Here is a 22,316-nt window from a genome sequence, read left to right as displayed (position 1 = left end):
CGGCGTGGCACCCTGCCCGCACCCCGGAGCGGGGTGCGGTGTCGTCCCGGACGAGGGAGGCCGAGGATGAGCGGACGGGAAGAAGCAGCGGCCGGAGCGGTCACCGACGCCGAGGCGTTACGGCAGCTCCACGCGGCCCGCGCGCACAGCGCCCACGACCGTGCGGTCGCCGCGTGCCGGTACGCCGGTGTCGGCGAGGACGCGGCCGAGGCCGTACCGAGGGACCCCGTCGGCCGGGCCGCAGGCGCGCTGCGCCTGTCGGCCGAGTCGCTCGCCACGCTGACCGTGCGCACCCCGGACCCGGCGGCGGACGCCCGCTGCGCCCGCAACACGGCCGCCGCGGCGGCGCTGGCCGCCCAGGTGGCGACCACCCGGGACGGCGCCCAGGGCACCGACAGCACCACGGCGTCCGCGGTGGCCCTGCGAGCGGCGCTCGCGGCGTCCCAGGCCGCCGCGGTCGCGGCCGGTGGCAGTGCACAGGGGCGGAACGCGGCCCTGAACGCCTCCGCCGAGCAGGCCGAGCGGCACGCCGTGGCCACGGCCCGAGCGGCCGGCTGGTTCGGCGTGCACACGACGGACGGCTGACACACGGACGCAGAAAGAGCCGGAAGAACCACACAGCCCCCGCCCGTCGGCACCGGTCCCTCCCCTCGTGGGGACCGGTGCCGACGGTGCGAGGTGTCGACCCGTGCCGTGTCGGCTCGGCGCGGGTCGAAGAAAGGAGCAAGTTGGCCGAGATGCATCGGTGTCATGGACTGTCTCTCCGAGCGCAGGTCCGTGGCCTGTCCGGACGGTGTGCACGGCGTCCGCCGACGGGTCCGGATCCTGCCATCTGTTGCCCGCAACGAGGAGACCGCGGCCACTGTGCCCCGTGCTTCTCCGCAGGTCAGACGTATAGGGTGGGTTTTCCGGTCCGGACGTCCAGATGCGGGGGGAAAGTAAAGGGGTGGGACCTTGAGTTCCGACTCAGGGACACGCACAGCTTTCGCCGAGCGGCTCGCGCTGCTGTACAAGGAGGCTGGAAACCCTCCCCTCAAGAGCGTCGCCGAGGCCGTCGTACGGCTGCAGCGGATCGACGAGCGCGGGCGGCCCGTGCGGGTGTCCGCGCAGCGGATCAGCGACTGGCGCCGGGCCAAGAACGTGCCCGCCCAGTTCACCGCCCTCGCGGCGGTGCTGCACATCCTGATCCCGGAGGCGCGGCGACTGCGGCCCGCGCCCGTGTCCACGGGCCTGTACGACCTCGCGCACTGGCAGCGGCTGTGGGAGCGCGCGCTGGCCGACCCGGTCGGTGACCGGCCGGCACCGCCCGCCGAGGAGAACCGGCCGCCGCCCGCCCAGGCCCCGTCCGTCGCCGGAGGCGTGTGCCCCTACCGCGGGCTGGCGCCGTACCGGCAGGAGGACGCCCGCTGGTTCTTCGGCCGGGAACGGAGCACGAGCGCGCTCGTCGCCCAGCTGCGCGCCGCGGAGCGGACCGGCGGCCTGGTGATGCTGGTGGGCGCCTCGGGAGCCGGTAAGTCGTCCCTGCTGAACGCCGGCCTGGTCCCCGCCGTCCGCGGCGGCGCCCTGCGCGACGGCCAGGGCACCGGCGCAGCGCTCGGGCCCCCCGGGGAGGGCACCGCCGACTGCGTGCTGCATCTCGTGCCCGGCGCCGACCCCCTGGGTGAGCTGGTGCGCCGTGTCCCCGACCTCACCGCCGTCGCCGCCGACGCGCGCCGGGCCGAGCAGGAGGCCACGGAGAATCTGGCGGTTCCCGGCTCCGACTCTCCGCGCGTGGCGCAGGCGGCGCGGGAGGCCATGGCGGCGTGGGCGCGCCGCGAGGGGAGCGGCGAGAGCCGGCCGGTCGTCATCGTGGACCAGTTCGAGGAGGCGTTCACCCTCTGCCCCGACGAGGCGGACCGGCGTACGTTCCTCCAGCTCCTGCACGCCGCCTGCACCCCGCCCGCCGGCACGGGCGGGGCCGCCCCGGTGCTCGTCGTCCTCGGCATCCGCGCCGACTTCTACGAGCAGTGCCTCGGCTACCCGGAGCTCGCCGACGCCCTCCAGCACCGGCACATGGTGCTCGGCCCGCTGACCAGCGCCGAACTGCGCGAGGCGGTGACCGGACCGGCCAAGGCGGTGGGGCTGGAGCTGGAACCGGGGCTCGCCGAGCTGATCGTCCGCGAGGTGAGCGCCGACGGCCCGCGCGGCGCGCACGACGCGGGCGTGCTGCCGCTGCTCTCGCACGCCCTGCTCGCCACCTGGCAGCGCCGCAAGGCCGGACGCCTGACACTGGCCGGCTACCGGGCGGCGGGCGGGATCCAGGGGGCCGTCGCGGCGACCGCCGAGCGTGCCTGGTCGGGGCTCGACCCCGCGGCCCGTACGGCCGCCCGGCTGCTCCTGCTGCGGCTGGTCCGGCTGGGCGAGGACACCCAGGCCACCCGGCGGCGGGGCACCCGGCGGCAGCTGGCGCAGGAGTCGGCGGACCCCGGCAAGACGGAGGAGTCCCTGGAGGCCCTCGTACAAGCCCGGCTGGTGACGCTGGACGCCGACACCGTGGAGATCACCCATGAGGCGCTGCTGCACGCCTGGCCCCGGCTGCGGCACTGGATCGACGACGACCGGGGCGACCAGCTGCTGCGCCAGCGGCTGGAGGAGGACGGCCGGGCCTGGGAGGACTCGGGCCGGGACAGCTCGCTGCTCTACCGGGGTTCCCGGCTGGAGCAGGCGCGCAGCTGGGCGAGGTCGGCCGGGGACACGTATCTGACCCGCAGCGCGGTGGAGTTCCTGGCCGCGGCGGTCCGGCTGCGCAAGCGCTCGGTGTGGCTCAGCCGCGCCGCGGTGGCGGCGCTGGTGGCACTGGCCCTGGTCGCGGGCGGTACGGCGGTGATCGCCTGGAAGCAGCGGGACGACGCCGTGTTCGAGCAGGTGGTCGCCGAGGCCGACCGGGTCGAGCGCACGGATCCCTCCCTGGCCGCCCAGCTCGATCTGGTCGCCCATCGGCTGCGCCCGGACGACGAGGGGACGTACAGCAGGCTGATCTCGATCCTCAACGCGCCGCTGGCCACCCCGCTGTCCGGCCACACCGGTGCCGTCTACCTGACCTCGTTCAGCCCCGACGGCAAGACCCTGGCCACGGCCAGCTACGACCGGACCGTCCGGCTGTGGAACGTGGCCGACCGCAGCCGCCCCGAGCCGCTCGGCAAGCCGCTGACCGGCCACACCAGCTGGGTGAGCAGTGCCGTCTTCAGCCCGGACGGCCACACTCTCGCGAGCGCCGGCGACGACGGCACGATCCGGCTGTGGGACGTGACCGACCCCGCCCGGCCGAAGGCGCTGGGCGAGCCGCTCGCCGGGCACCGGGGCACGATCTACCTGGTCGCCTTCAGTCCCGACGGACACACGCTGGCCTCGGCCGGCGAAGACCACACGGTCCGGCTGTGGAACGTGACCGACCCGCACCGGCCCAGTGCGCTCGGCGCCCTGCGCGGGCACAGCGCCGCGGCGCGCAGCGTCGCGTTCAGCCCGGACGGGCACACCCTCGCAGCGGGTGGTGACGACGACACGATCCTGCTGTGGAACACCGCCGACCCGCGCCACCCGAAGCAGTACCGCAGCGCGCTGAAGGGCCACACGGACCTCGTGCACTCGGTGGCGTTCAGCCCCGACGGGCGTACCCTCGCCTCCGGCAGCGCGGACGACACGATCCGGCTGTGGAACGTCACCGATCCCGCCCGCCCGTCCGCGCTCGGCTCACCGCTGGCCGGCCACACCGGGCCGATCTGGTCGGTGGCCTTCAGCCCGGACGGCAGCAGACTGGCCGCCGCGAGCGCGGACAGCACGGCGAGCCTGTGGGACGTCAGCGACCCCTCGTCCCCGTCGCAGGTCGGGGGGCCGCTCGCGGGCAGCAGCGGGGAGATGTACGCCCTGGGGTTCAGCCCCGACGGGCGGACCCTGGCCACCGGCAGCGGCGACAGCAAGGTGCGTCTGTGGTCGCTGCCGACCTCGGACATCGTCGGCCGCACCGGCGCGTTCCGGCCGGACGGACGGGTGCTGGGCACGGCGGCGCGGGACGGCAGGCTCCGGCTGTGGAACGTGACGCGGCCCGACCGGCCGGTGCTGCTGAGCAAACCGTTCATGCAGGGGGACGCCGGCCATCGTGCGCTGCGGTTCTCCCCCGACGGCCGCGTCCTCGCCGTCCTCACCTACGACCATGCGGTGTACCTGTGGAACGTCAGCGATCCGTCCCACCCGGTCGCCGCCGGATCACCCATCATGCTGCGGACGCGCTTCGCGGGGCCGGCCACGCTCGCCTTCAGCCCGGACGGCCGCACCCTGGCCACGGCCTACGACGACACCACCGTCCAGCTGTGGGACGTCACCCGCCCCGGGCACCCCGCCGCGCTCGGCAAGCCGCTGACGGGTCACCGCGGCTACGTCAACGCGCTCGCCTTCAGCCCCGACGGCCGGACCCTCGCCTCCGGCAGCGCGGACAGCACGGTCCGCCTCTGGAACGTCACCGATCCGGCCCGGGCGACCGCGCTCGGCCGGCTCACGGACCACACAGGACCGGTCAACGCGATCGCGTTCAGTCCGGACGGGCAGGTTCTGGCCAGCGGCAGTGACGACGACACGGTCCGGCTGTGGAACGTCGGCCACCCCGCCGCGGCGCGCGGGCTGGGTGCGCCGCTCGTCGGCCACACGGAAGCGGTCAAGTTGCTGACGTTCAGCCCGGACGGGCACGTGCTGGCCAGCGGCGGCAACGACAACACGGACCGGCTGTGGAACGTCGGCCACCCCGCCTCGGCGACCCCCATCGGTCAGTCGATGGGCCCCAACGCCAGGTCGGGCACGTTCCTGTCCTTCAGCCCCAGGAGCAACGTCCTCGGGGTCTCCAGCGGCACCGGCACGGTCCGCCTGTGGAGCCTGGACGCCGACGCGGCGATCGAGCACATCTGCGCGGTCACCCGGGGCGTACTGACCCCGCAGAAGTGGCACGAGTACCTGCCCCGCCTCTCCTACGATCCGCCCTGCGGCCACTGATCGACCAATCTGGCTTATTCCTGCCCGACTTCCCCCGCCAGGCGCCGAGGCTTGTTACCCTTGGCCACAGCCCGATCGCTGGTGCATCCCCCGTCGCCAGCGGTCGGGCCTTTTCTGTTCCCGTGCGGGGCCGGGCCCTCGAATGCCGAAGACCCCCGAACCGATACCGGCTGGGGGTCTTCGAACTGGTGGGGCTAACAGGATTTGAACCTGTGGCCTCATCCTTATCAGGGATGCGCTCTAACCAACTGAGCTATAGCCCCGCCGCGCTTTGCGGTGTGTGTTCCGCGCGCTGACTCCTGAAGATTAGCGCACGACCACGTCAGTCCCAAAATCGGTTGTCGGGGGACCGTCAGGTCAGGAACCCGCAGGGCGTCGGAAGGCGGTCACTCGTCCTCCGCCAGGGTCAGCTCGATGCCGCCCACGAAGCCCGCGGAGAGGTTGTAGACGAACGCGCCGAGTGTCGCGAGCGCCGTGGCCAGGACCACGTCGATGACCGCGATGACCGTCGTGAACATCAGCACGTGGGGGAGCGACAGGAACGCCTGGAGATCGAAGCCGTTCGCCTCGTTCGAGCCGGTCGCCTCCGAGATCGTGCCGCCCACCGTCGAGAACACGCCCATCGCGTCCATGACCATCCACAGCACCGCCGAGGCGACGATCGTGCAGATGCCGAGCGCGATGGAGAGCAGGAAGCTGACCTTCATCACCGACCACGGGTCGGCCTTGGCCACGCGCAGCCGGGCCTTGCGGGTGCGCGGGGCCGTGCGCGCGCCGGTGCGGGGGCGGCGTACGGCGCCGGCCGGGGCCTGCGCCGGATAGGCCTGCGGCGGGTGGTACGGCCCGGCGGGCTGCTCCGGGCGCCGCTCACCGGGGAGCGGGGACGCCGGCTGCTGGGCCTCGCCGGCCGCGGCCGGTCCTCGGGTGTCCGTCACAGTGCCCCCCTGGGGTCCAGACGTGCCGGCGGAGTCCGTACCGGACACCTGCACCGGCTTCAGGTTGGTCGTGTGCGGGTCGGCCATGCTCCCCGCACCCGTCCCGTTCGCGGCGGAGCCACGGCCGCCGCCGTCCGTTTCCGTACCCGTGGAGGTACCGGCCGATCCGGCGCCCGTGGCTCCGCTCACGATGACTCACTCCTCGTGCTACTCGGCCGAGGGTGCCTCACCCTCGTCCGTGCCGGTGGTCGCGGCACCTTCGGCGGTCTCGTCCACGGCCACGTCGCCGTCGACTTCCTCCGCCTCGCGCCCCGCCTCGGCGTTACGTGCGATACCGACCACGGCATCGCGCTTGCCCAGGTTGATCAGTTGGACGCCCATGGTGTCACGGCCCGTCTCCCTGACCTCGCTGACTCGCGTGCGAATCACACCGCCGGAGAGGGTGATCGCGAGGATCTCGTCACTCTCCTCGACGACCAGCGCGCCGACGAGCGAACCGCGGTCCTCCACGATCTTGGCGGCCTTGATGCCGAGGCCGCCGCGGCCCTGGACGCGGTACTCGTCGACGGCGGTCCGCTTCGCGTACCCACCGTCGGTGGCAGTGAACACGAACGTACCGGGTCGAACAACATTCATCGACAGAAGTTCATCGCCTTCACGGAAACTCATCCCCTTGACGCCGGAGGTGGCGCGGCCCATCGGGCGCAGGGACTCGTCCGAGGCGGTGAACCGGATCGACTGTGCCTTCTTGCTGATCAGAAGCAGATCGTCGTCGGCCGAGACCAGCTCGGCACCGATCAGCTCGTCGTCCGTTCCGTCCTCGCGCTCGCGCAGGTTGATCGCGATCACGCCGCCGGAGCGGGGCGAATCGTAATCCTTCAGAGGCGTCTTCTTGACCAGACCGGACTTGGTGGCCAGCACCAGGTACGGCGCCGCCTCGTAGTCCCGGATCGCGAGGATCTCGGCGATCGCCTCGTCCGGCTGGAAGGCCAGCAGGTTGGCCACGTGCTGTCCGCGCGCGTCCCGGCCGGCCTCGGGCAGCTCGTACGCCTTCGCCCGGTACACCCGGCCCTTGTTGGTGAAGAACAGCAGCCAGTGGTGGGTGGTGGAGACGAAGAAGTGGTCGACGATGTCGTCTTCCTTCAGCTTCGTGCCGCGCACGCCCTTGCCGCCGCGCTTCTGCGCCCGGTAGTCGTCCGTCTTGGTCCGCTTGACATAGCCGCCGCGCGTGACCGTGACGACGATGTCCTCCTCGGCGATCAGGTCCTCGATGGACATGTCGCCCTCGTACGGGATCAGCTTGGTCGCGCGGTCGTCGCCGTACTTCTCGACGATCGCGGCCAGCTCCTCGCTGACGATCCCGCGCTGGCGGACCGGGGAGGCGAGGATCTCGTTGTACTCGTTGATCTTCGCCTGGAGTTCGTCGTGCTCCTGGACGATCTTCTGCCGCTCCAGGGCCGCCAGGCGCCGCAGCTGCATCTCCAGGATCGCGTTGGCCTGGATCTCGTCGATCTCCAGCAGGTCCATCAGGCCGGTGCGCGCGACATCGACGGTCTCACTGCGCCGGATCAGCGCGATGACCTCGTCGATGGCGTCCAGGGCCTTGAGGAGGCCGCGCAGGATGTGCGCGCGCTCCTCCGCCTTGCGCAGCCGGAAACGGGTGCGGCGGACGATGACCTCGATCTGGTGCGTCACCCAGTGCCGGATGAACGCGTCCAGCGAGAGGGTGCGCGGTACCCCGTCCACCAGCGCCAGCATGTTCGCGCCGAAGTTCGTCTGCAGGTCGGTGTGCTTGTACAGGTTGTTCAGCACGACCTTGGCGACCGCGTCCCGCTTGAGGACGATGACGAGGCGCTGGCCCGTGCGGGAGCTGGTCTCGTCACGGACGTCCGCGATGCCGCCGATCTTGCCGTCCTTCACCAGGTCGGCGATCTTCTGCGCCAGGTTGTCCGGGTTCACCTGGTACGGCAGCTCGGTGACCACCAGGCACTGCCGGCCCTGGATCTCCTCGACCTCGACCACCGCGCGCATCGTGATGGAGCCGCGCCCTGTGCGGTACGCCTCCTCGATGCCCTTGCGGCCGACGACGAGCGCGCCGGTCGGGAAGTCGGGGCCCTTGATGCGCTCCATGAGCGCGTCCAGCAGCTCCTCGTGCGAGACCTCGGGGTTCTCCAGGTACCACTGGGCGCCGGCGGCGACCTCGCGCAGGTTGTGCGGCGGGATGTTGGTCGCCATGCCGACCGCGATACCGGCCGAGCCGTTGATCAGCAGGTTCGGGAAGCGGGCCGGCAGGACCGTCGGCTCCTGGGAGCGGCCGTCGTAGTTGTCCGTGAAGTCGACGGTCTCCTCGTCGATGTCACGGACCATCTCCATCGACAGCGGCGCCATCTTGCACTCGGTGTACCGCATGGCGGCCGCGGGGTCGTTGCCCGGGGAGCCGAAGTTGCCGTTGGAGTCCACCAGCGGCATCCGCATCGACCACGGCTGGGCGAGGCGCACCAGCGCGTCGTAGATCGAACTGTCGCCGTGCGGGTGGTAGTTGCCCATGACGTCGCCGACCACGCGGGCGCACTTGTAGAAGCCGCGCTCGGGGCGGTAGCCGCCGTCGTACATCGCGTACAGCACGCGCCGGTGGACGGGCTTGAGACCGTCCCGGACGTCCGGCAGCGCACGGGACACGATGACGGACATCGCGTAGTCCAGGTACGAACGCTGCATCTCCGTCTCGAGCCCGACGGGCTCGACGCGCATCGCGAGTTCGCCGCCCTCGGTCTCAGGGCTTTGCGGAGTGTTCTCGTCGGCCATTGCTGGTGAAGATCCTTCCTGGTGCGGTCAGCTGAGACCGACTCAGATGTCGAGGAAGCGGACGTCCTTGGCGTTGCGCTGGATGAACTGGCGCCGGGCCTCGACGTCCTCGCCCATCAGGACCGAGAACAGGTCGTCGGCCTGGGCGGCGTCGTCCAGGGTGACCTGGCCCAGGACCCGGTGCTCCTGGTCCATCGTGGTCACGCGCAGCTCCTCGGCGTTCATCTCGCCGAGACCCTTGAAGCGCTGGATCGAGTCCTCACGGACACGCTTGCCGCGCTGGCGGCCCATCTCGATCAGTGCGTCGCGCTCGCGGTCCGAGTAGGCGTACTCCACGTCGTCCCGGCCCCACTTGATCTTGTACAGCGGGGGACGGGACAGGTACACGTGCCCGGCCTCGACCAGCGGCCGCATGAAGCGGAACAGGAAGGTCAGCAGCAGGGTGCTGATGTGCTGGCCGTCGACGTCGGCGTCCGCCATCAGGATGATCTTGTGATAGCGGAGCTTCTCGATGTCGAAGTCCTCGTGCACACCCGTGCCGAAGGCCGAGATCAGCGCCTGGATCTCCTGGTTCTGCAGGATCTTGTCGATCCTGGCCTTCTCCACGTTCAGGATCTTGCCGCGGATCGGGAGGATCGCCTGGTACTGCGGGTTGCGGCCGGACTTGGCCGAGCCGCCGGCGGAGTCACCCTCGACGATGAAGATCTCGCACTTGGTGGGGTCGTTCGACTGGCAGTCGGAGAGCTTGCCGGGCAGGGACGCCGACTCCAGCAGGCCCTTGCGGCGGGTCAGGTCGCGGGCCTTGCGGGCCGCCACGCGCGCGGTGGCCGCCTGGATGCCCTTGCGGATGATGTCCGCGGCCTCGACCGGGTTGCGGTCCAGCCAGTCGTTGAGGTGCTCGTAGACCGCCTTCTGCACGAAGGTCTTGGCCTCCGTGTTGCCCAGCTTGGTCTTCGTCTGGCCCTCGAACTGAGGCTCGCTCAGCTTGACCGAGATGATCGCGGTCAGACCCTCGCGGATGTCGTCACCGGTGAGGTTGTCGTCCTTCTCGCGCAGCAGCTTCTTGTCGCGCGCGTACTTGTTGATCAGCGACGTCAGCGCGGCGCGGAAGCCCTCTTCGTGGGTACCGCCCTCGTGCGTGTGGATGATGTTCGCGAAGGAGTACACGCCCTCGGTGTAGCCGCTGTTCCACTGCATCGCGACCTCGAGGGACAGGCTCTTGTCCTTGTCCTCCGCCTCCAGGTCGATGACGGTGGGGTGAACCGCCTCTCCCTTGCGGGAGTTGAGGTACTTCACGAAGTCGACGATGCCGCCCTCGTAGTAGTACGTGACGGTCTTGACCTCGGCCTTCTCGTCCGCACCCGCCTCGTCCGCGCCGCTGGTGGCCTTCGCGGACTCGCGCTCGTCGGTGAGTTTGATCGTCAAACCCTTGTTGAGGAACGCCATCTCCTGGAAACGCCGCGACAGCGTCTCGAAGGAGTACTCGGTGGTCTCGAAGATCTCCGGGTCGGCCCAGAAGGTGACCGACGTGCCGGTCCGCTCGGTCGCCTCGTGCTGGGCGAGCGGGGCCGTCGGGACGCCCATCTTGTAGTCCTGCGTCCACCGGTGGCCGTCCGTCCTCACCTCGACGGCGACCTTCGTGGACAGCGCGTTCACGACGGACACGCCCACACCGTGCAGACCGCCGGAGACGGCGTAACCGCCGCCGCCGAACTTGCCGCCGGCGTGCAGCACGGTCAGCACGACCTCGACGGCCGGCTTGCCCTCGGAGGGCACGATGCCCACCGGGATGCCACGGCCGTTGTCGACGACCCGGACGCCGCCGTCGGCGAGGATCGTGACGTCGATCGTGTCCGCGTACCCGGCCAGCGCCTCGTCGACGGAGTTGTCGACGACCTCGTACACCAGGTGGTGCAGACCGCGCTCGCCCGTGGAACCGATGTACATGCCGGGCCGCTTGCGGACCGCGTCCAGCCCTTCGAGCACGGTGATGGCGCTGGCGTCGTAGGAGGCGGAGGCTGCTGCCTCGCTGTTCACGGGGGCCTCGGCGGGCTCGCCGTGCACGCCGGCGTCGGTGGACGGGATGTTCTCGTTGGGGTTGCCGGAATCGGCCACGAAGCGCCCTTTCTGGCACAGCACGAGCCGGGCTCGTCGGCAGGTTGCCGGAGCGGCTGCGGCATGTTGCGTTGGTAAGCCTTGATCAGCGTTGCTCAGCTTTTCCCGGGCGGTCCCCACGATGGGGCGGGATTGTCTTCCAGTCTACCGGTAGCTCTGACATCGATGGGGGTTTGCCGGTACCTGAGTCCCCATGTGCCGCCCTGAACCGGCCTCGACCGGGTCCCGATATACGGATGGGGGCTCCAAGGGGCTCACAGCGGCACTCAGCGCTTCGAGCCGTCAACCCTTGGCTACCGGGGGGTCAGATGGCCGTCCGCCCGCGCCACGACGGCCGTCCACACCTGTGATACGGCGGCAGGCACACGGCACGGCCCCCCGCTCCAACGTGATGTACGTCACCCGTACGTATCGCCGGGCCCGGAGCTCCCCGGAGCCCGCAGCGGACCGTAGCGGCGGGCCGGACCGCCCGGATTGAGCACCTTGATCATCCGCACGGTGCCGTGCCCCAGGTCCTCGTTGAGGCGGGCGACCAGCGCGGGCGCGAGGTGGCGCAGCTGGGTCGCCCAGGCCGTCGAGTCGCAGCTCACGACCAGCACCCGCTCGTCCTCGTCGTACCGCTGCGGCACACAGTGCTTGGCCAGGTCCTCGCCGACGATCTGCGGCCAGCGGCCCATCACACCGCCCACCGCCGCGGGGGTCTCCCAGCCGCGCTCGGTCAGCAGCCGGTTGATCGCGGCACCCAGCGCCATGGGGTCGCGCCCGTCGGCGCGCGCACCGGAGCGCAGCCCACCGCCGCGCCGCGCCTGCTTCTTCTGCCGCGCCGCGTCACCCCGCGCGCGTGCCTGTTCCTTCGCCGCGCGCAACGCCACGCGCGCGAGGTCGACGCCGGAGGGTTCCGGAACGTTCTGCGGGGTGGGTCCCGGAGCCTTCCCGGGAGCGGGTTCGCCGGTGCTCATACGCGCTCCACCGTCCCGCCGGACACGGCGTACCGCGCCCCGGCCAGCACATGCGGTACGTCGTCGTCCACGGCCGCGGTGACCAGCACCTGCTCACCGGGCGCGACCAGCTCGGCCAGCCGCTCGCGGCGGCGCGTGTCCAGCTCGGCGAAGACGTCGTCCAGGACCAGCACCGGTTCGTTGCCCTCGGCCCGCAGCAGGTCGTAGGAGGCCAGCCGCAGAGCGAGCGCGTAGGACCAGGACTCGCCGTGCGAGGCGTACCCCTTGGCCGGCAGCTGACCGAGTTTGAGAATCACATCGTCCCGGTGCGGGCCGACAAGGGTGACACCGCGCTCGATCTCCTGCTTGCGCGCCTCGGCCAGGGCCGCCATCAGCTGGGTGTAGAGGTCCTCGCGCGTATGGGCCTCGCCGGGCGCGGACGGCTTGTACTCCAGCGCCAGCGGCCCGCCGCCGGGGGCCAGCTGCTCGTACGCCTTGTCGGCCAGCGGCTGCAGCGCGGCGATCAGGTCCAGCCGCTGCGCGAGCAGCTCGGCGCCCGCACGCGCCAGATGCTGGTCCCACACGTCGAGCGTGGACAGATCCGCCCCCGGGCTCGAATCCGCCCGCCCGGCAGGTGCCCCCCTCCGCGCGCCGTGCCGACGCGCCAGGGCGGCCGTCTTGAGCAGGGTGTTCCGCTGCTTGAGCACGCGCTCGTAGTCGGAGCGCACCCCGGCCATGCGCGGTGACCGGGCGGTGATCAGCTCGTCGAGGAACCGCCGCCGTTCCCCCGGGTCGCCTTTGACGAGGGCGAGATCCTCGGGCGCGAACAGCACGGTCCGTACGATCCCCAGCACGTCCCTCGGTCTGACCTGCGAGGACCGGTTGATGCGGGCACGGTTGGCCCTGCCGGGGTTCAGCTCCAGCTCGACCAGCTGCTGCCGGTCGCCCTGGCGGACCTGCGCCCGGATGACGGCGCGCTCGGCGCCCATGCGGACGAGGGGGGCGTCGGAGGCGACCCGGTGGCTGCCGAGGGTGGCGAGGTATCCGACCGCCTCCACCAGATTGGTCTTGCCCTGCCCGTTCGGGCCGACGAATGCGGTGACCCCCGGATCGAGCGGAACCTCGGCCCGGGCGTACGAGCGGAAGTCGGCCAGCGAAAGATGCGTGACGTGCATGGTCGTTCCGCCGGCCTTCCCCAGAGTGCTGATGGACTGTGGATCCCGGGCCTCACGGGGCGGCCCTGTGGATCCCTGCGGGTCCTTGTGGACTACTTCTTCTCTACGGCGTGACCGCCGAACTGGTTGCGCAGCGCGGCGATCATCTTCATCTGCGGCGAGTCCTCCTGCCGGGAGGCGAACCGCGCGAACAGCGACGCGGTGATCGCCGGCAGCGGCACCGCGTGGTCGATCGCGGCCTCCACGGTCCAGCGTCCCTCACCGGAGTCCTGTGCATAACCGCGCAGGCCCTCCAGGTGCTCGTCCTCGTCGAGGGCGTTGACGGCGAGGTCCAGCAGCCAGGACCGGATGACGGTGCCCTCCTGCCACGAGCGGAACACCTCGCGGACGTCCGTGACGGAGTCGACCTTCTCCAGCAGCTCCCAGCCCTCGGCGTACGCCTGCATCATCGCGTATTCGATGCCGTTGTGGACCATCTTCGCGAAGTGGCCCGCGCCGACCTTGCCGGCGTGCACCGAGCCGAAGTCGCCCGCCGGCTTCAGCGCGTCGAAGACCGGCTGCACCTTGGCGACGTTCTCGGCGTCGCCGCCGTACATCAGCGCGTACCCGTTCTCCAGGCCCCACACGCCGCCGGAGACACCGCAGTCGACGAAGCCTATGCCCTTGGCCGCCAGCTCCTCGGCGTGCCGCTCGTCGTCCGTCCAGCGGGAGTTGCCGCCGTCCACGACCACGTCGCCGGGCTCCAGCAGCTCGGCGAGCTGGTCGATGGTCGACTGGGTGGGCTCGCCGGCCGGGACCATCACCCAGACCACGCGCGGACCGCTGAGCTTGCCCACAAGCTCTTCCAGGCTGTGGACATCCGCGAGGTCCGCGTTGCGGTCGTATCCGATGACGGTGTGGCCCGCGCGGCGGATCCGCTCGCGCATGTTGCCGCCCATCTTGCCGAGGCCGACGAGACCGAGCTCCATCAGTTGTGTTCCTTAGGTCGCTGTGTGGCGTGAGAGGCACGAGGTGCCGAAGGCGAGCCTAAACCCGCCCAGTCACGCACAGTTGTGGGCATACCCGCTCATGCGTTACGCCCCTGACCTGCGGTGCCGGGCACCCGTGAGAGCACCCGGCACCATGCACAGCTGTGGAAAAAGGTCGGCCGCTCAGCCGCTCAGCCGCACCGGCATGATCAGGTACTTGTACGCGTCGTCGGCCTCGGCATCCACCGCCGGCTTCCCACTGAGGAGCGCCGGCTTCGTGGACGTCGTGAACGACAGCTGGGCCACCGGGGAGTCGATCGCGCTCAGACCGTCCAGCAGGAACGTCGGGTTGAAGGCGATGGAGATGTCGTCGCCGTCCAGCTGGGCGTCGACCCTTTCCACAGCCTGTGCGTCGTCGCTGGACCCGGCCTCCAGGATCAGCACACCCTTCTCGAAGCTCAGTCGCACCGGGGTGTTGCGCTCGGCCACCAGCGCCACACGCTTGACGGCCTCCACGAAGGGTGCGGTCTCGATCACGGCGACGGAGTTGAACTCGGTCGGGAACAGCGTGCGGTACTTCGGCAGGTCGCCCTCCAGCAGCCGCGTGGTCGTACGACGCCCGGCGCCCTCGAAACCGATCAGGCCCTCGCCCGCGCCCGAGCCGGACAGCGCCAGCGTCACGCTGTCACCGGCGCCGAGCGACTTGGCGGTGTCCAGCAGCGTCTTGGCCGGGACCAGGGCGACCGCGGAGGCGTCCGGGTTCTCCGGCTTCCACAGGAACTCGCGGACGGCGAAGCGGTAGCGGTCGGTGGAGGCCAGGGTGACCGTGTCGCCCTCGATCTCGATGCGCACACCGGTGAGGACGGGCAGCGTGTCGTCACGGCCGGCGGCGATGGCCACCTGGGAGACGGCGGCCGCGAAGACCTCGCCGGGGACCGTACCGGTCGCGTTCGGCATCTGCGGCAGCGCCGGGTACTCCTCCACAGGCAGGGTGTGCAGGGTGAACCGGGAGGACCCGCAGACCACCGTCGCCCGTACACCGTCTGTGGAAATCTCCACCGGCCGGTTGGGCAGCGCGCGGGAGATGTCGGCGAGCAGCCGGCCGGAGACGAGGACGGTGCCCTCCTCCTCGACCTCGGCTTCCACGGACACGCGCGCGGAGACCTCGTAGTCGAAGCTCGACAGGCTCAGCTGGCCGTCCTCGGCCTTGAGGAGGAGGCCGGCGAGGACAGGCGCCGGCGGACGGGCCGGGAGGCTGCGTGCCGCCCACGCCACTGCCTCCGCGAGTACGTCGCGTTCCACCCGGATCTTCACCGTAAGCCGCCTCCTGCTGTTGCTACTGAGTCCTCCGACTCGGTGTCACCGCTCACTGCGGAGGGAAGGACACCGGGGACCAGTCTGACGCACGGCACTGACAGTAGGTGCCCGTCGGGGTCAAGTCGCTCCTAGGGGCAGTCGGGCGCGAGACAGCGAGTTGTGCACAGGCCCCGCTTCAAAACGATTGCCGAGCTCTCTCTAGTCGGGAGTAGTAGTAGGGCCTGTGGATACCGTGGATAACCTCGTTTGCCCAGCTCAGGGCCGGAATTTTGTCCACGGGGCCTGTGGGTGGAGGCGGTGGACAACCAGGGGTGTCTGTGGAGAACAGAAAGTTCTGCACACTCCGCCCACAGCCTGAGGGCAGTTCTCCCCAGCTGCGTCCCCAGGTTTACCCACGTTTCCCACACCCCAACCCGGCACCTTCGTGTGACGGCTTTCACTCGACGCGGTGAGAGGGTGCGTCGCGTTGCCGAACAGTGGACAGCCATGTGGAGAAGCCGGGTATTGCTGGGGACAACCGGCGTCGGCCTGTGGGTCGTCGGTGGACAACTCCGTGCACAGCCTGTGGATCCTTCCCTTGTCCACAGTCTGTGGAGATCGTTCATCCACGATTCCACAGGCTGCTGAGCTGGGCGAACGGCGTATGAGCCGACTACCTGTGGACGCTGTTCGGGACAACTCCGCAGTCCCCAGGATGTGGAGGGAAAAAAGTCCCCGAATCTGTGGAGAGCAGCCGTAACCCGGCGGAAAATCGAACACCTGGTGGCGAACAGGGAACGCACCCACATGGCGAAGGGCGCCCCCGGGATCCGTATCCCGAAGGCGCCCTCGGCGCAGTCGCGCAGCCGGCGTCAGCCGCACCTCACCCGTTCTTGATCCGGTTGGTCAGCTCGGTCACCTGGTTGTAGATCGACCGCCGCTCGGCCATCAGCGCCCGGATCTTGCGGTCGGCGTGCATCACGGTCGTATGGTCGCGCCCGCCGAACTGCGCCCCGATCTTCGGCAATGACAGATCCGTCAGCTCACGGCACAGGTACATGGCGATCTGCCGCGCGGTGACCAGGGCCCGCCCGCGCGACGTACCGCACAGATCCTCCACCGTCAGCCCGAAGTAGTCCGCGGTGGCCGCCATGATCGCCGTGGCCGTGATCTCGGGCGCGGTGTCCTCGCCGCCGGGGATCAGGTCCTTCAGGACGATCTCGGTCAGGCCCAGGTCCACCGGCTGGCGATTGAGCGAGGCGAACGCCGTCACCCGGATCAGCGCGCCCTCCAGCTCACGGATGTTCCGGGAGATCCGGGAGGCGATGAACTCCAGCACCTCCGGCGGCGCGTTCAGCTGCTCCTGCACCGCCTTCTTGCGCAGGATCGCGATGCGCGTCTCCAGCTCGGGCGGCTGGACGTCGGTGATCAGACCCCACTCGAAACGGTTCCGCAGCCGGTCCTCCAGCGTGACCAGCTGCTTGGGCGGCCGGTCGGAGGACAGCACGATCTGCTTGTTGGCGTTGTGGAGCGTGTTGAAGGTGTGGAAGAACTCCTCCTGCGTCGACTCCTTGTCCGCGAGGAACTGGATGTCGTCGACCAGCAGGATGTCCATCTCGCGGTAGCGCTTGCGGAAGCTGTCGCCCTTGCCGTCGCGGATGGAGTTGATGAACTCGTTGGTGAACTCCTCCGAGCTGACGTACCGCACCCGCGTGCCCGGGTAGAGGCTGCGCGCGTAGTGCCCGATCGCGTGCAGCAGGTGCGTCTTGCCGAGTCCCGACTCCCCGTAGATGAAGAGCGGGTTGTAGGCCTTGGCCGGTGCCTCGGCCACGGCGACGGCGGCGGCGTGCGCGAACCGGTTGGAGGCGCCGATGACGAACGTGTCGAAGAGGTACTTGGGGTTCAGCCGTGCCGTCGGCTCGCCGGGGCCGCTCGCCGGCGCGGGCTGTGCGGCGAGCGGGCCGGGCGCTCCGGTGCCGCCGGTCGCGGGCAGGTCCGGGCGGCCGGGACCGCCGCGGTGCGCCGGGCCGGCGCCCGCCGGTTGCTCGGGCAGCTCACGGCGGACGGGGTCGCGCTGGTCGTACTCGGCGCGCGCCGGTTCGTACTCGGGGCGCGCGGAGTCATAGTCGGGGCGCCCGGGGTCGTAGTCCGCGCGCGGGCTGTCGTACTCGCCGCGCTGCTGCTCGTACGGCGACCGGTCCATGCCCTGCGGGCGGTAGTCCGACGACGGCGGGCCGTAGGCGTCCGGACCGGAGCCGTAGGCGTCCTGGGACGACGGCGAGGCGTACGGGTCGCGCTCGGGGAAGCCGAGCCGCGGCTGCTGCCAGCCGTACTCGTCCTGAGCGGGACGCGGCCAGCTGCCGGGCTCGCGGCGCTGGTACTCGGAAGGGTAGGCCGGGCGCACGGCGGGAAGCTGGTCGGCGCGGGTCTGATGGTCGGCAGGCGGGTGTTCGGCGGCGCGGTGGCGGCCGTAGCCCTCGTACGACCGCTCCTCGTACGACCGTTCCTCGTACGACGGGCCGGACGGCAGCTCCGGCTCCTCGTAGCGCGGCTTCGGCGTCTGCTGCACCGGCGCCGCGGGAGCCTGCGGCTCGCCGGCGGAGTCGTCCACGGTGATCGCGATGCGGATGGGGCGGCCGCACTCGCGGCTCAGCGTCTCGCTGACGACCGGCGCGAGACGGCCCTCCAGGACACCCTTCGCGAATTCGTTCGGTACGGCGAGCAGAGCGGTGTCCGCCACCAGCGCGAGCGGCTGGCAGCGCCGGATCCAGTGTTCGTCCTTCGCCTCGACACCCTGTCCGCGGCCCTCTCCGAGGAGCTGCTCCAGTACTCGTGGCCACACTGCGGCAAGATCGGCAGGTACGTCAGCCACAGGGCACGCTCTCTCACAGGTCCCACGAACGTGTGATCGCGGAACGGGTCGGGGTGTACATCGGGTGGTCGGTGGGTCAAACCCGCCGGGGCGGGGGACAAAAGAACGAATCGGAGTCCAGCCACGGTAGTCAGCGCGGCGGGTGCGGTTCAAGTTGTTGTCCCCAGCCTGTGGATAGTGTCTCTCCGTGACTCTCGGTTTGACCGGATGGCGTAGCCCCGCGTACCGTAACCAGGTCGAGTTGTCGATGGCTGCTGCCGCCTGCCTCCGATGGGCACAGATCACGTCAGGTGATCGGGAAGCGGTGCACTCGGGCGTGACGCGAGCTACTCGTGGGCGCACGGTGACAGCCAAGACGGCACCCCGCCACTACCGATTTTCTGGAGCCCCCGAGTGAGCAAGCGCACCTTCCAGCCGAACAACCGTCGTCGCGCGAAGACCCACGGCTTCCGGCTGCGTATGCGCACCCGTGCCGGCCGCGCGATTCTCGCGTCCCGCCGTAGCAAGGGTCGCGCCCGCCTGTCCGCCTGATTTCGATCAGGTCATGACGTCGTGCTGCCTACCGAGAACCGGCTGAGGCGGCGCGAGGACTTCGCGACCGCGGTCCGACGAGGACGCCGGGCAGGACGCCCGACTCTCGTCGTCCACCTTCGTAGCGGTGCCACGGACCCGCACGCGCCTGGGGAGAGCGCTCCCCCGACGCGTGCGGGTTTCGTCGTGAGCAAGGCCGTGGGTGGTGCGGTCGTGCGCAACAAAGTGAAGCGCAGACTGCGTCATCTGATGCGTGACCGAGTCGCCCTGTTTCCCCCCGGTAGCCTGGTAGTCGTACGAGCGCTGCCCGGAGCGGGCGACGCAGACCACGCACAGCTGGCCCGAGACCTGGATGCCGCCCTTCAGCGGCTGCTGGGAGGGGGCACGCGATGAAGTACCCGCTGCTGGCTCTGATCAAGCTGTACCAGTGGACGATCAGTCCACTGCTGGGGCCGGTGTGCAAGTACTACCCGTCGTGCTCCCACTACGGCTATACGGCCATCGACCGGCATGGTGCGATCAAGGGAACGGCACTCACCGCCTGGCGCATCCTCCGGTGCAATCCGTGGTCGCTGGGCGGTGTGGACCATGTTCCGCCGCGCAAGCGTCCGCGGTGGCACGAAATGCTGCGCGACGCTTGGCGTGCACGCAGGGGCGGGCCCTCCGCCGCCGAACCGGCCACCGAAGAGAAGCTCTCTTCCGAGCTTCCTCCGAGCCCGGCCGCAGAGACTTCGTCCCATGCCCAAGGAGCATGATTAGTGGACACGATTGCCAGCCTCTTCAGTTTCATCACCTGGCCCGTCTCCTGGGTCATCGTCCAGTTCCACAAGGTGTACGGGGCGATCTTCGGGCCTGACACCGGGTGGGCCTGGGGCCTGTCCATCGTGTCCCTGGTGATCCTGATCCGTATCTGCCTGATCCCGCTCTTCGTGAAGCAGATCAAGTCGACGCGCGCGATGCAGACGCTCCAGCCGGAGATGAAGAAGATCCAGGAGCGCTACAAGAACGACCGGCAGCGCCAGTCCGAAGAGATGATGAAGCTGTACAAGGAGACGGGCACCAACCCGCTCTCCTCGTGCCTTCCCATCCTGGCGCAGTCCCCGTTCTTCTTCGCCCTGTATCACGTGCTCAACGGCATCGCGACGGGCAAGACCATCGGCGTCATCAACGAGCCGCTGCTCGCCAGCGCCCGTCATGCGCACATCTTCGGCGCCCCGCTCGCCGCGAAGTTCATGAACAGCTCGGAGACGGTCGCAGCGCTCGGCGCCTCGCTGACCGACGTCCGGGTCGTGACCGCGGTCATGATCGTCCTGATGTCGTTCTCGCAGTTCTACACGCAGCGTCAGCTGATGACGAAGAACGTCGACACGACGGTCAAGACGCCGTTCATGCAGCAGCAGAAGATGCTGATGTACGTCTTCCCGGTCATGTTCGCCGTCTTCGGTATCAACTTCCCGGTCGGTGTCCTCGTCTACTGGCTGACCACCAACGTGTGGACCATGGGCCAGCAGATGTACGTCATCCGCAACAACCCGACCCCGGGTTCCAAGGCCCAGGCCGCCTACCTGGAGCGCCTGACCAAGCACGTCACGCACGCCGGCAAGGTCCGTCGCCGCAGCGAGAAGACCATCGTCAAGGCGATCGTCGCCAAGGGCCGCGACCGCAACGAGTTCGAGCGGAAGTTCATCAACGCCCTGAACAAGGCCGGTCTCGCCGCCCAGGCCGACGGCACCGTGGTGAAGAGCGTGGCCCAGGCCGAGGTGGAGACCGCAGACGGTGCGGAGAGCACCTCGACGGCAGCCGGCGCCGCGGCGCGGCGCCAGCAGCCCAAGCGCCAGTCCAAGGCCCAGCGTCAGTCCGGCGGGCCCAAGCAGGCGGGCGGGACCACCTCGTCCACCTCGCTGGAGAAGTCCGACGAGCCGCAGGACGCCAAGCCCGCGGCTGCCAAGCAGGCCCCGAAGTCCGGCTCCGGCACCCGCAGCAAGGCCCAGTCCGGCCAGCGCAAGGGTGGCCCGCAGCGGCCCAAGTCCCCGTCCAAGAAGTAAGAAGGAGCCCATCCCGTGACGGAAGGCACCACCTCCGCCGCTGCCGAGGGTGCAGACACCCTCACCCGCCTGGAGCAGGAGGGTGAGATCGCGGCGGACTACCTGGAGGGTCTGCTGGACATCGCCGACCTCGACGGCGACATCGACATGGATGTCGAGGCCGACCGCGCCTCCGTGTCGATCATCAGTGACACCGGCAGCCGCGACCTGCAGAAGCTGGTCGGCCGGGACGGCGAGGTGCTGGAGGCACTGCAGGAGCTGACGCGCCTCGCCGTGCACCGGGAGACCGGCGACCGCAGCCGGCTGATGCTGGACATCGCGGGTTACCGGGCCAAGAAGCGGGCCGAGCTGTCCGAGATCGGCGCCAAGGCCGCCGCCGAGGTGAAGAGCACCGGTGAGCCCGTCAAGCTCAAGCCGATGACTCCGTTCGAACGCAAGGTCGTGCACGACGCGGTCAAGGCCGTGGGACTGCGCAGCGAGTCCGAGGGCGAGGAGCCGCAGCGGTTCGTCGTCGTACTGCCCGCCTGATCGGACCCCACGTTTCACCGGCCCCGTCTGTTGAGCAGACGGGGCCGAACTTTGTCAGCCTGGTAGTTCTGGTGGCCGGTGCGTGAAGCGCCGGCGCTGTACGGAAGGACGGTCCCCGTGACGGAGGCAGCGGAGCTTCCCCCCGCGCCCGAACAGGCGCGGGAAGTATTTGGTGATCGCTTCGCCGATGCGGTCCGCTACGCGGAGCTGCTCGCCGAGGCGGGCGTTCAGCGTGGGCTGATCGGCCCGCGGGAAGTGCCCCGCCTGTGGGAGCGGCATCTGCTGAACTGCGCGGTGCTCTCCGAGGCCGTCCCCGAGGGAGTGACGGTCTGCGATGTCGGCTCCGGCGCCGGATTGCCTGGCATTCCGCTCGCTCTGGTCCGGGACGACCTGAACATCACCCTGTTGGAGCCGCTGCTGCGGCGCACCAACTTCCTCACCGAGGTCGTCGAGCTGCTCGGCCTGGATCACGTCACGGTCGTGCGAGGGCGTGCCGAGGAGGTGCTGGGGAAGCTGCCGCCCGTCCATGTGGTGACCGCCCGGGCCGTGGCCCCGCTGGACCGTCTGGCCACGTGGGGCATCCCGCTGCTGCGTCCCTACGGCGAGATGCTCGCGCTCAAGGGGGACACCGCCGAAGAGGAGCTGAAGGCCGCGGCCACGGCACTCAGCAAGCTCGGCGCGGTGGAGACGTCCATCCTGCATGTGGGCGAGGGAGTGGTGGACCCGCTGTCCACCGTCGTGCGGGTCGAGGTCGGCGAGAGCCCCGGCGGTGTGCGGTTCGCGGCGAAGCGGGCGAAGGCGGCACGGACGGGCCGGGCACGTCGCCGTCGCTGACCCGTCCTGACCACGAAACGTACTCCACACAAGGTGCCAAACCTACGCAGGACGGAGTGTCGCAGGGGTCCGGTCGCAGCCACTGTGCATCGTGTTTCACGTGAAACGTCGCTCACTGCTGCACGGCATCATCAGTCGTGGCCGCGCCGCGGCCGAACCCCGCGACCGTAAGCCTCTCGGTTCACTCAGAGGGGCAACGGAGTTGTCCACAGAGGTGGATTTCTCCACAGAACACCAGGCCTCACTGGTTCACGA

The 22,316-nt window shown here is 70.0% G+C and carries 16 protein-coding genes and 1 tRNA gene; 8 read left to right on the top strand and 9 right to left on the bottom strand.

Translation table 11 applies throughout. The features are described 5' to 3' along the window. Positions 1-66 precede the first annotated feature (66 nt). Entirely contained in the window at positions 67-585 is a 519-nt protein-coding gene (locus ACZ41I_RS34635; RefSeq protein ID WP_468515896.1) for a hypothetical protein, read from the top strand. A 369-nt stretch (positions 586-954) separates the two neighbouring features. Then, positions 955-5,019: an nSTAND1 domain-containing NTPase gene (locus tag ACZ41I_RS34630; protein ID WP_468515895.1), complete on the top strand. Its 4,065-nt coding sequence runs from the start codon at positions 955-957 to the stop codon at positions 5,017-5,019. Between the two features lie 186 nt (positions 5,020-5,205). Here ACZ41I_RS34630 and ACZ41I_RS34625 read toward each other — a convergent pair. From ACZ41I_RS34625 to dnaA, 9 genes are all read right to left on the bottom strand, one after another. Then, positions 5,206-5,282, bottom strand: a tRNA-Ile gene (locus tag ACZ41I_RS34625). Positions 5,283-5,405: 123 nt separating this feature from the next. Next, a complete protein-coding gene (locus tag ACZ41I_RS34620; protein WP_363214142.1) occupies positions 5,406-6,143 on the bottom strand; it encodes a DUF3566 domain-containing protein in 738 nt (245 codons plus the stop codon). Positions 6,144-6,161: 18 nt separating this feature from the next. Further along, on the bottom strand, positions 6,162-8,759 hold the full coding sequence (gene gyrA, locus ACZ41I_RS34615; protein ID WP_399766809.1) for a DNA gyrase subunit A: 2,598 nt from the start codon (positions 8,757-8,759) through the stop codon (positions 6,162-6,164). A gap of 42 nt (positions 8,760-8,801) precedes the next feature. Continuing rightward, positions 8,802-10,898: a DNA topoisomerase (ATP-hydrolyzing) subunit B gene (gene gyrB, locus ACZ41I_RS34610; protein WP_363214139.1), complete on the bottom strand. Its 2,097-nt coding sequence runs from the start codon at positions 10,896-10,898 to the stop codon at positions 8,802-8,804. 374 nt (positions 10,899-11,272) lie between these two features. Continuing rightward, positions 11,273-11,833, bottom strand: coding sequence for a DciA family protein (locus tag ACZ41I_RS34605; protein ID WP_363214138.1), 561 nt, complete (start codon positions 11,831-11,833; stop codon positions 11,273-11,275). Further along, positions 11,830-12,987 carry a DNA replication/repair protein RecF gene (gene recF, locus ACZ41I_RS34600; RefSeq protein ID WP_363214137.1) on the bottom strand — a complete coding sequence of 386 codons (1,158 nt, stop codon included), beginning with the start codon at positions 12,985-12,987 and terminating at the stop codon, positions 11,830-11,832. The genes ACZ41I_RS34605 and recF overlap by 4 nt, the downstream gene beginning before the upstream one ends. Before the next feature lie 92 nt (positions 12,988-13,079). Next, positions 13,080-13,955 (bottom strand): phosphogluconate dehydrogenase (NAD(+)-dependent, decarboxylating), encoded by an 876-nt coding sequence (gene gnd, locus ACZ41I_RS34595; protein ID WP_399766814.1) that lies wholly within the window; start codon positions 13,953-13,955, stop codon positions 13,080-13,082. Between the two features lie 183 nt (positions 13,956-14,138). After that, a complete protein-coding gene (gene dnaN, locus ACZ41I_RS34590; RefSeq protein WP_363214135.1) occupies positions 14,139-15,269 on the bottom strand; it encodes a DNA polymerase III subunit beta in 1,131 nt (376 codons plus the stop codon). A gap of 865 nt (positions 15,270-16,134) precedes the next feature. After that, positions 16,135-18,123: a chromosomal replication initiator protein DnaA gene (gene dnaA, locus ACZ41I_RS34585; RefSeq protein WP_468515894.1), complete on the bottom strand. Its 1,989-nt coding sequence runs from the start codon at positions 18,121-18,123 to the stop codon at positions 16,135-16,137. 393 nt (positions 18,124-18,516) lie between these two features. Between dnaA and rpmH the strand changes: the two genes are divergently transcribed. From rpmH to rsmG, 6 genes are all read left to right on the top strand, one after another. Continuing rightward, complete coding sequence (rpmH, locus tag ACZ41I_RS34580) at positions 18,517-18,654, top strand: 50S ribosomal protein L34 (RefSeq protein ID WP_003956500.1); 138 nt, start codon at positions 18,517-18,519, stop codon at positions 18,652-18,654. A 21-nt stretch (positions 18,655-18,675) separates the two neighbouring features. Then, positions 18,676-19,047 (top strand): ribonuclease P protein component, encoded by a 372-nt coding sequence (gene rnpA / locus ACZ41I_RS34575; protein WP_363214133.1) that lies wholly within the window; start codon positions 18,676-18,678, stop codon positions 19,045-19,047. Next, positions 19,044-19,409, top strand: coding sequence for a membrane protein insertion efficiency factor YidD (yidD, locus tag ACZ41I_RS34570; RefSeq protein ID WP_363214132.1), 366 nt, complete (start codon positions 19,044-19,046; stop codon positions 19,407-19,409). The genes rnpA and yidD overlap by 4 nt, the downstream gene beginning before the upstream one ends. 3 nt (positions 19,410-19,412) lie before the next feature. After that, positions 19,413-20,699, top strand: coding sequence for a membrane protein insertase YidC (yidC, locus tag ACZ41I_RS34565; RefSeq protein ID WP_468515893.1), 1,287 nt, complete (start codon positions 19,413-19,415; stop codon positions 20,697-20,699). A 15-nt stretch (positions 20,700-20,714) separates the two neighbouring features. Further along, on the top strand, positions 20,715-21,227 hold the full coding sequence (locus tag ACZ41I_RS34560; RefSeq protein ID WP_399766828.1) for a protein jag: 513 nt from the start codon (positions 20,715-20,717) through the stop codon (positions 21,225-21,227). Between the two features lie 117 nt (positions 21,228-21,344). Beyond that, a complete protein-coding gene (gene rsmG / locus ACZ41I_RS34555; protein ID WP_363214128.1) occupies positions 21,345-22,061 on the top strand; it encodes a 16S rRNA (guanine(527)-N(7))-methyltransferase RsmG in 717 nt (238 codons plus the stop codon). Positions 22,062-22,316 lie beyond the last annotated feature (255 nt).

The sequence above is a fragment of the Streptomyces sp. NPDC030799 genome (assembly GCF_055572255.1).
The sequence above is the reverse complement of the archived record's forward strand: the minus strand, read 5'-3'. Positions and strand labels throughout refer to the sequence as shown.

Coding starts and splice junctions, on each gene's coding strand:
- gnd (WP_399766814.1), bottom strand. CDS start 13,955: ATGGAGCTCGGTCTCGTCGGCCTCGGCAAGATGGGCGGCAACATGCGC.
- gyrA (WP_399766809.1), bottom strand. CDS start 8,759: ATGGCCGACGAGAACACTCCGCAAAGCCCTGAGACCGAGGGCGGCGAA.
- ACZ41I_RS34605 (WP_363214138.1), bottom strand. CDS start 11,833: ATGAGCACCGGCGAACCCGCTCCCGGGAAGGCTCCGGGACCCACCCCG.
- yidD (WP_363214132.1), top strand. CDS start 19,044: ATGAAGTACCCGCTGCTGGCTCTGATCAAGCTGTACCAGTGGACGATC.
- recF (WP_363214137.1), bottom strand. CDS start 12,987: ATGCACGTCACGCATCTTTCGCTGGCCGACTTCCGCTCGTACGCCCGG.
- ACZ41I_RS34635 (WP_468515896.1), top strand. CDS start 67: ATGAGCGGACGGGAAGAAGCAGCGGCCGGAGCGGTCACCGACGCCGAG.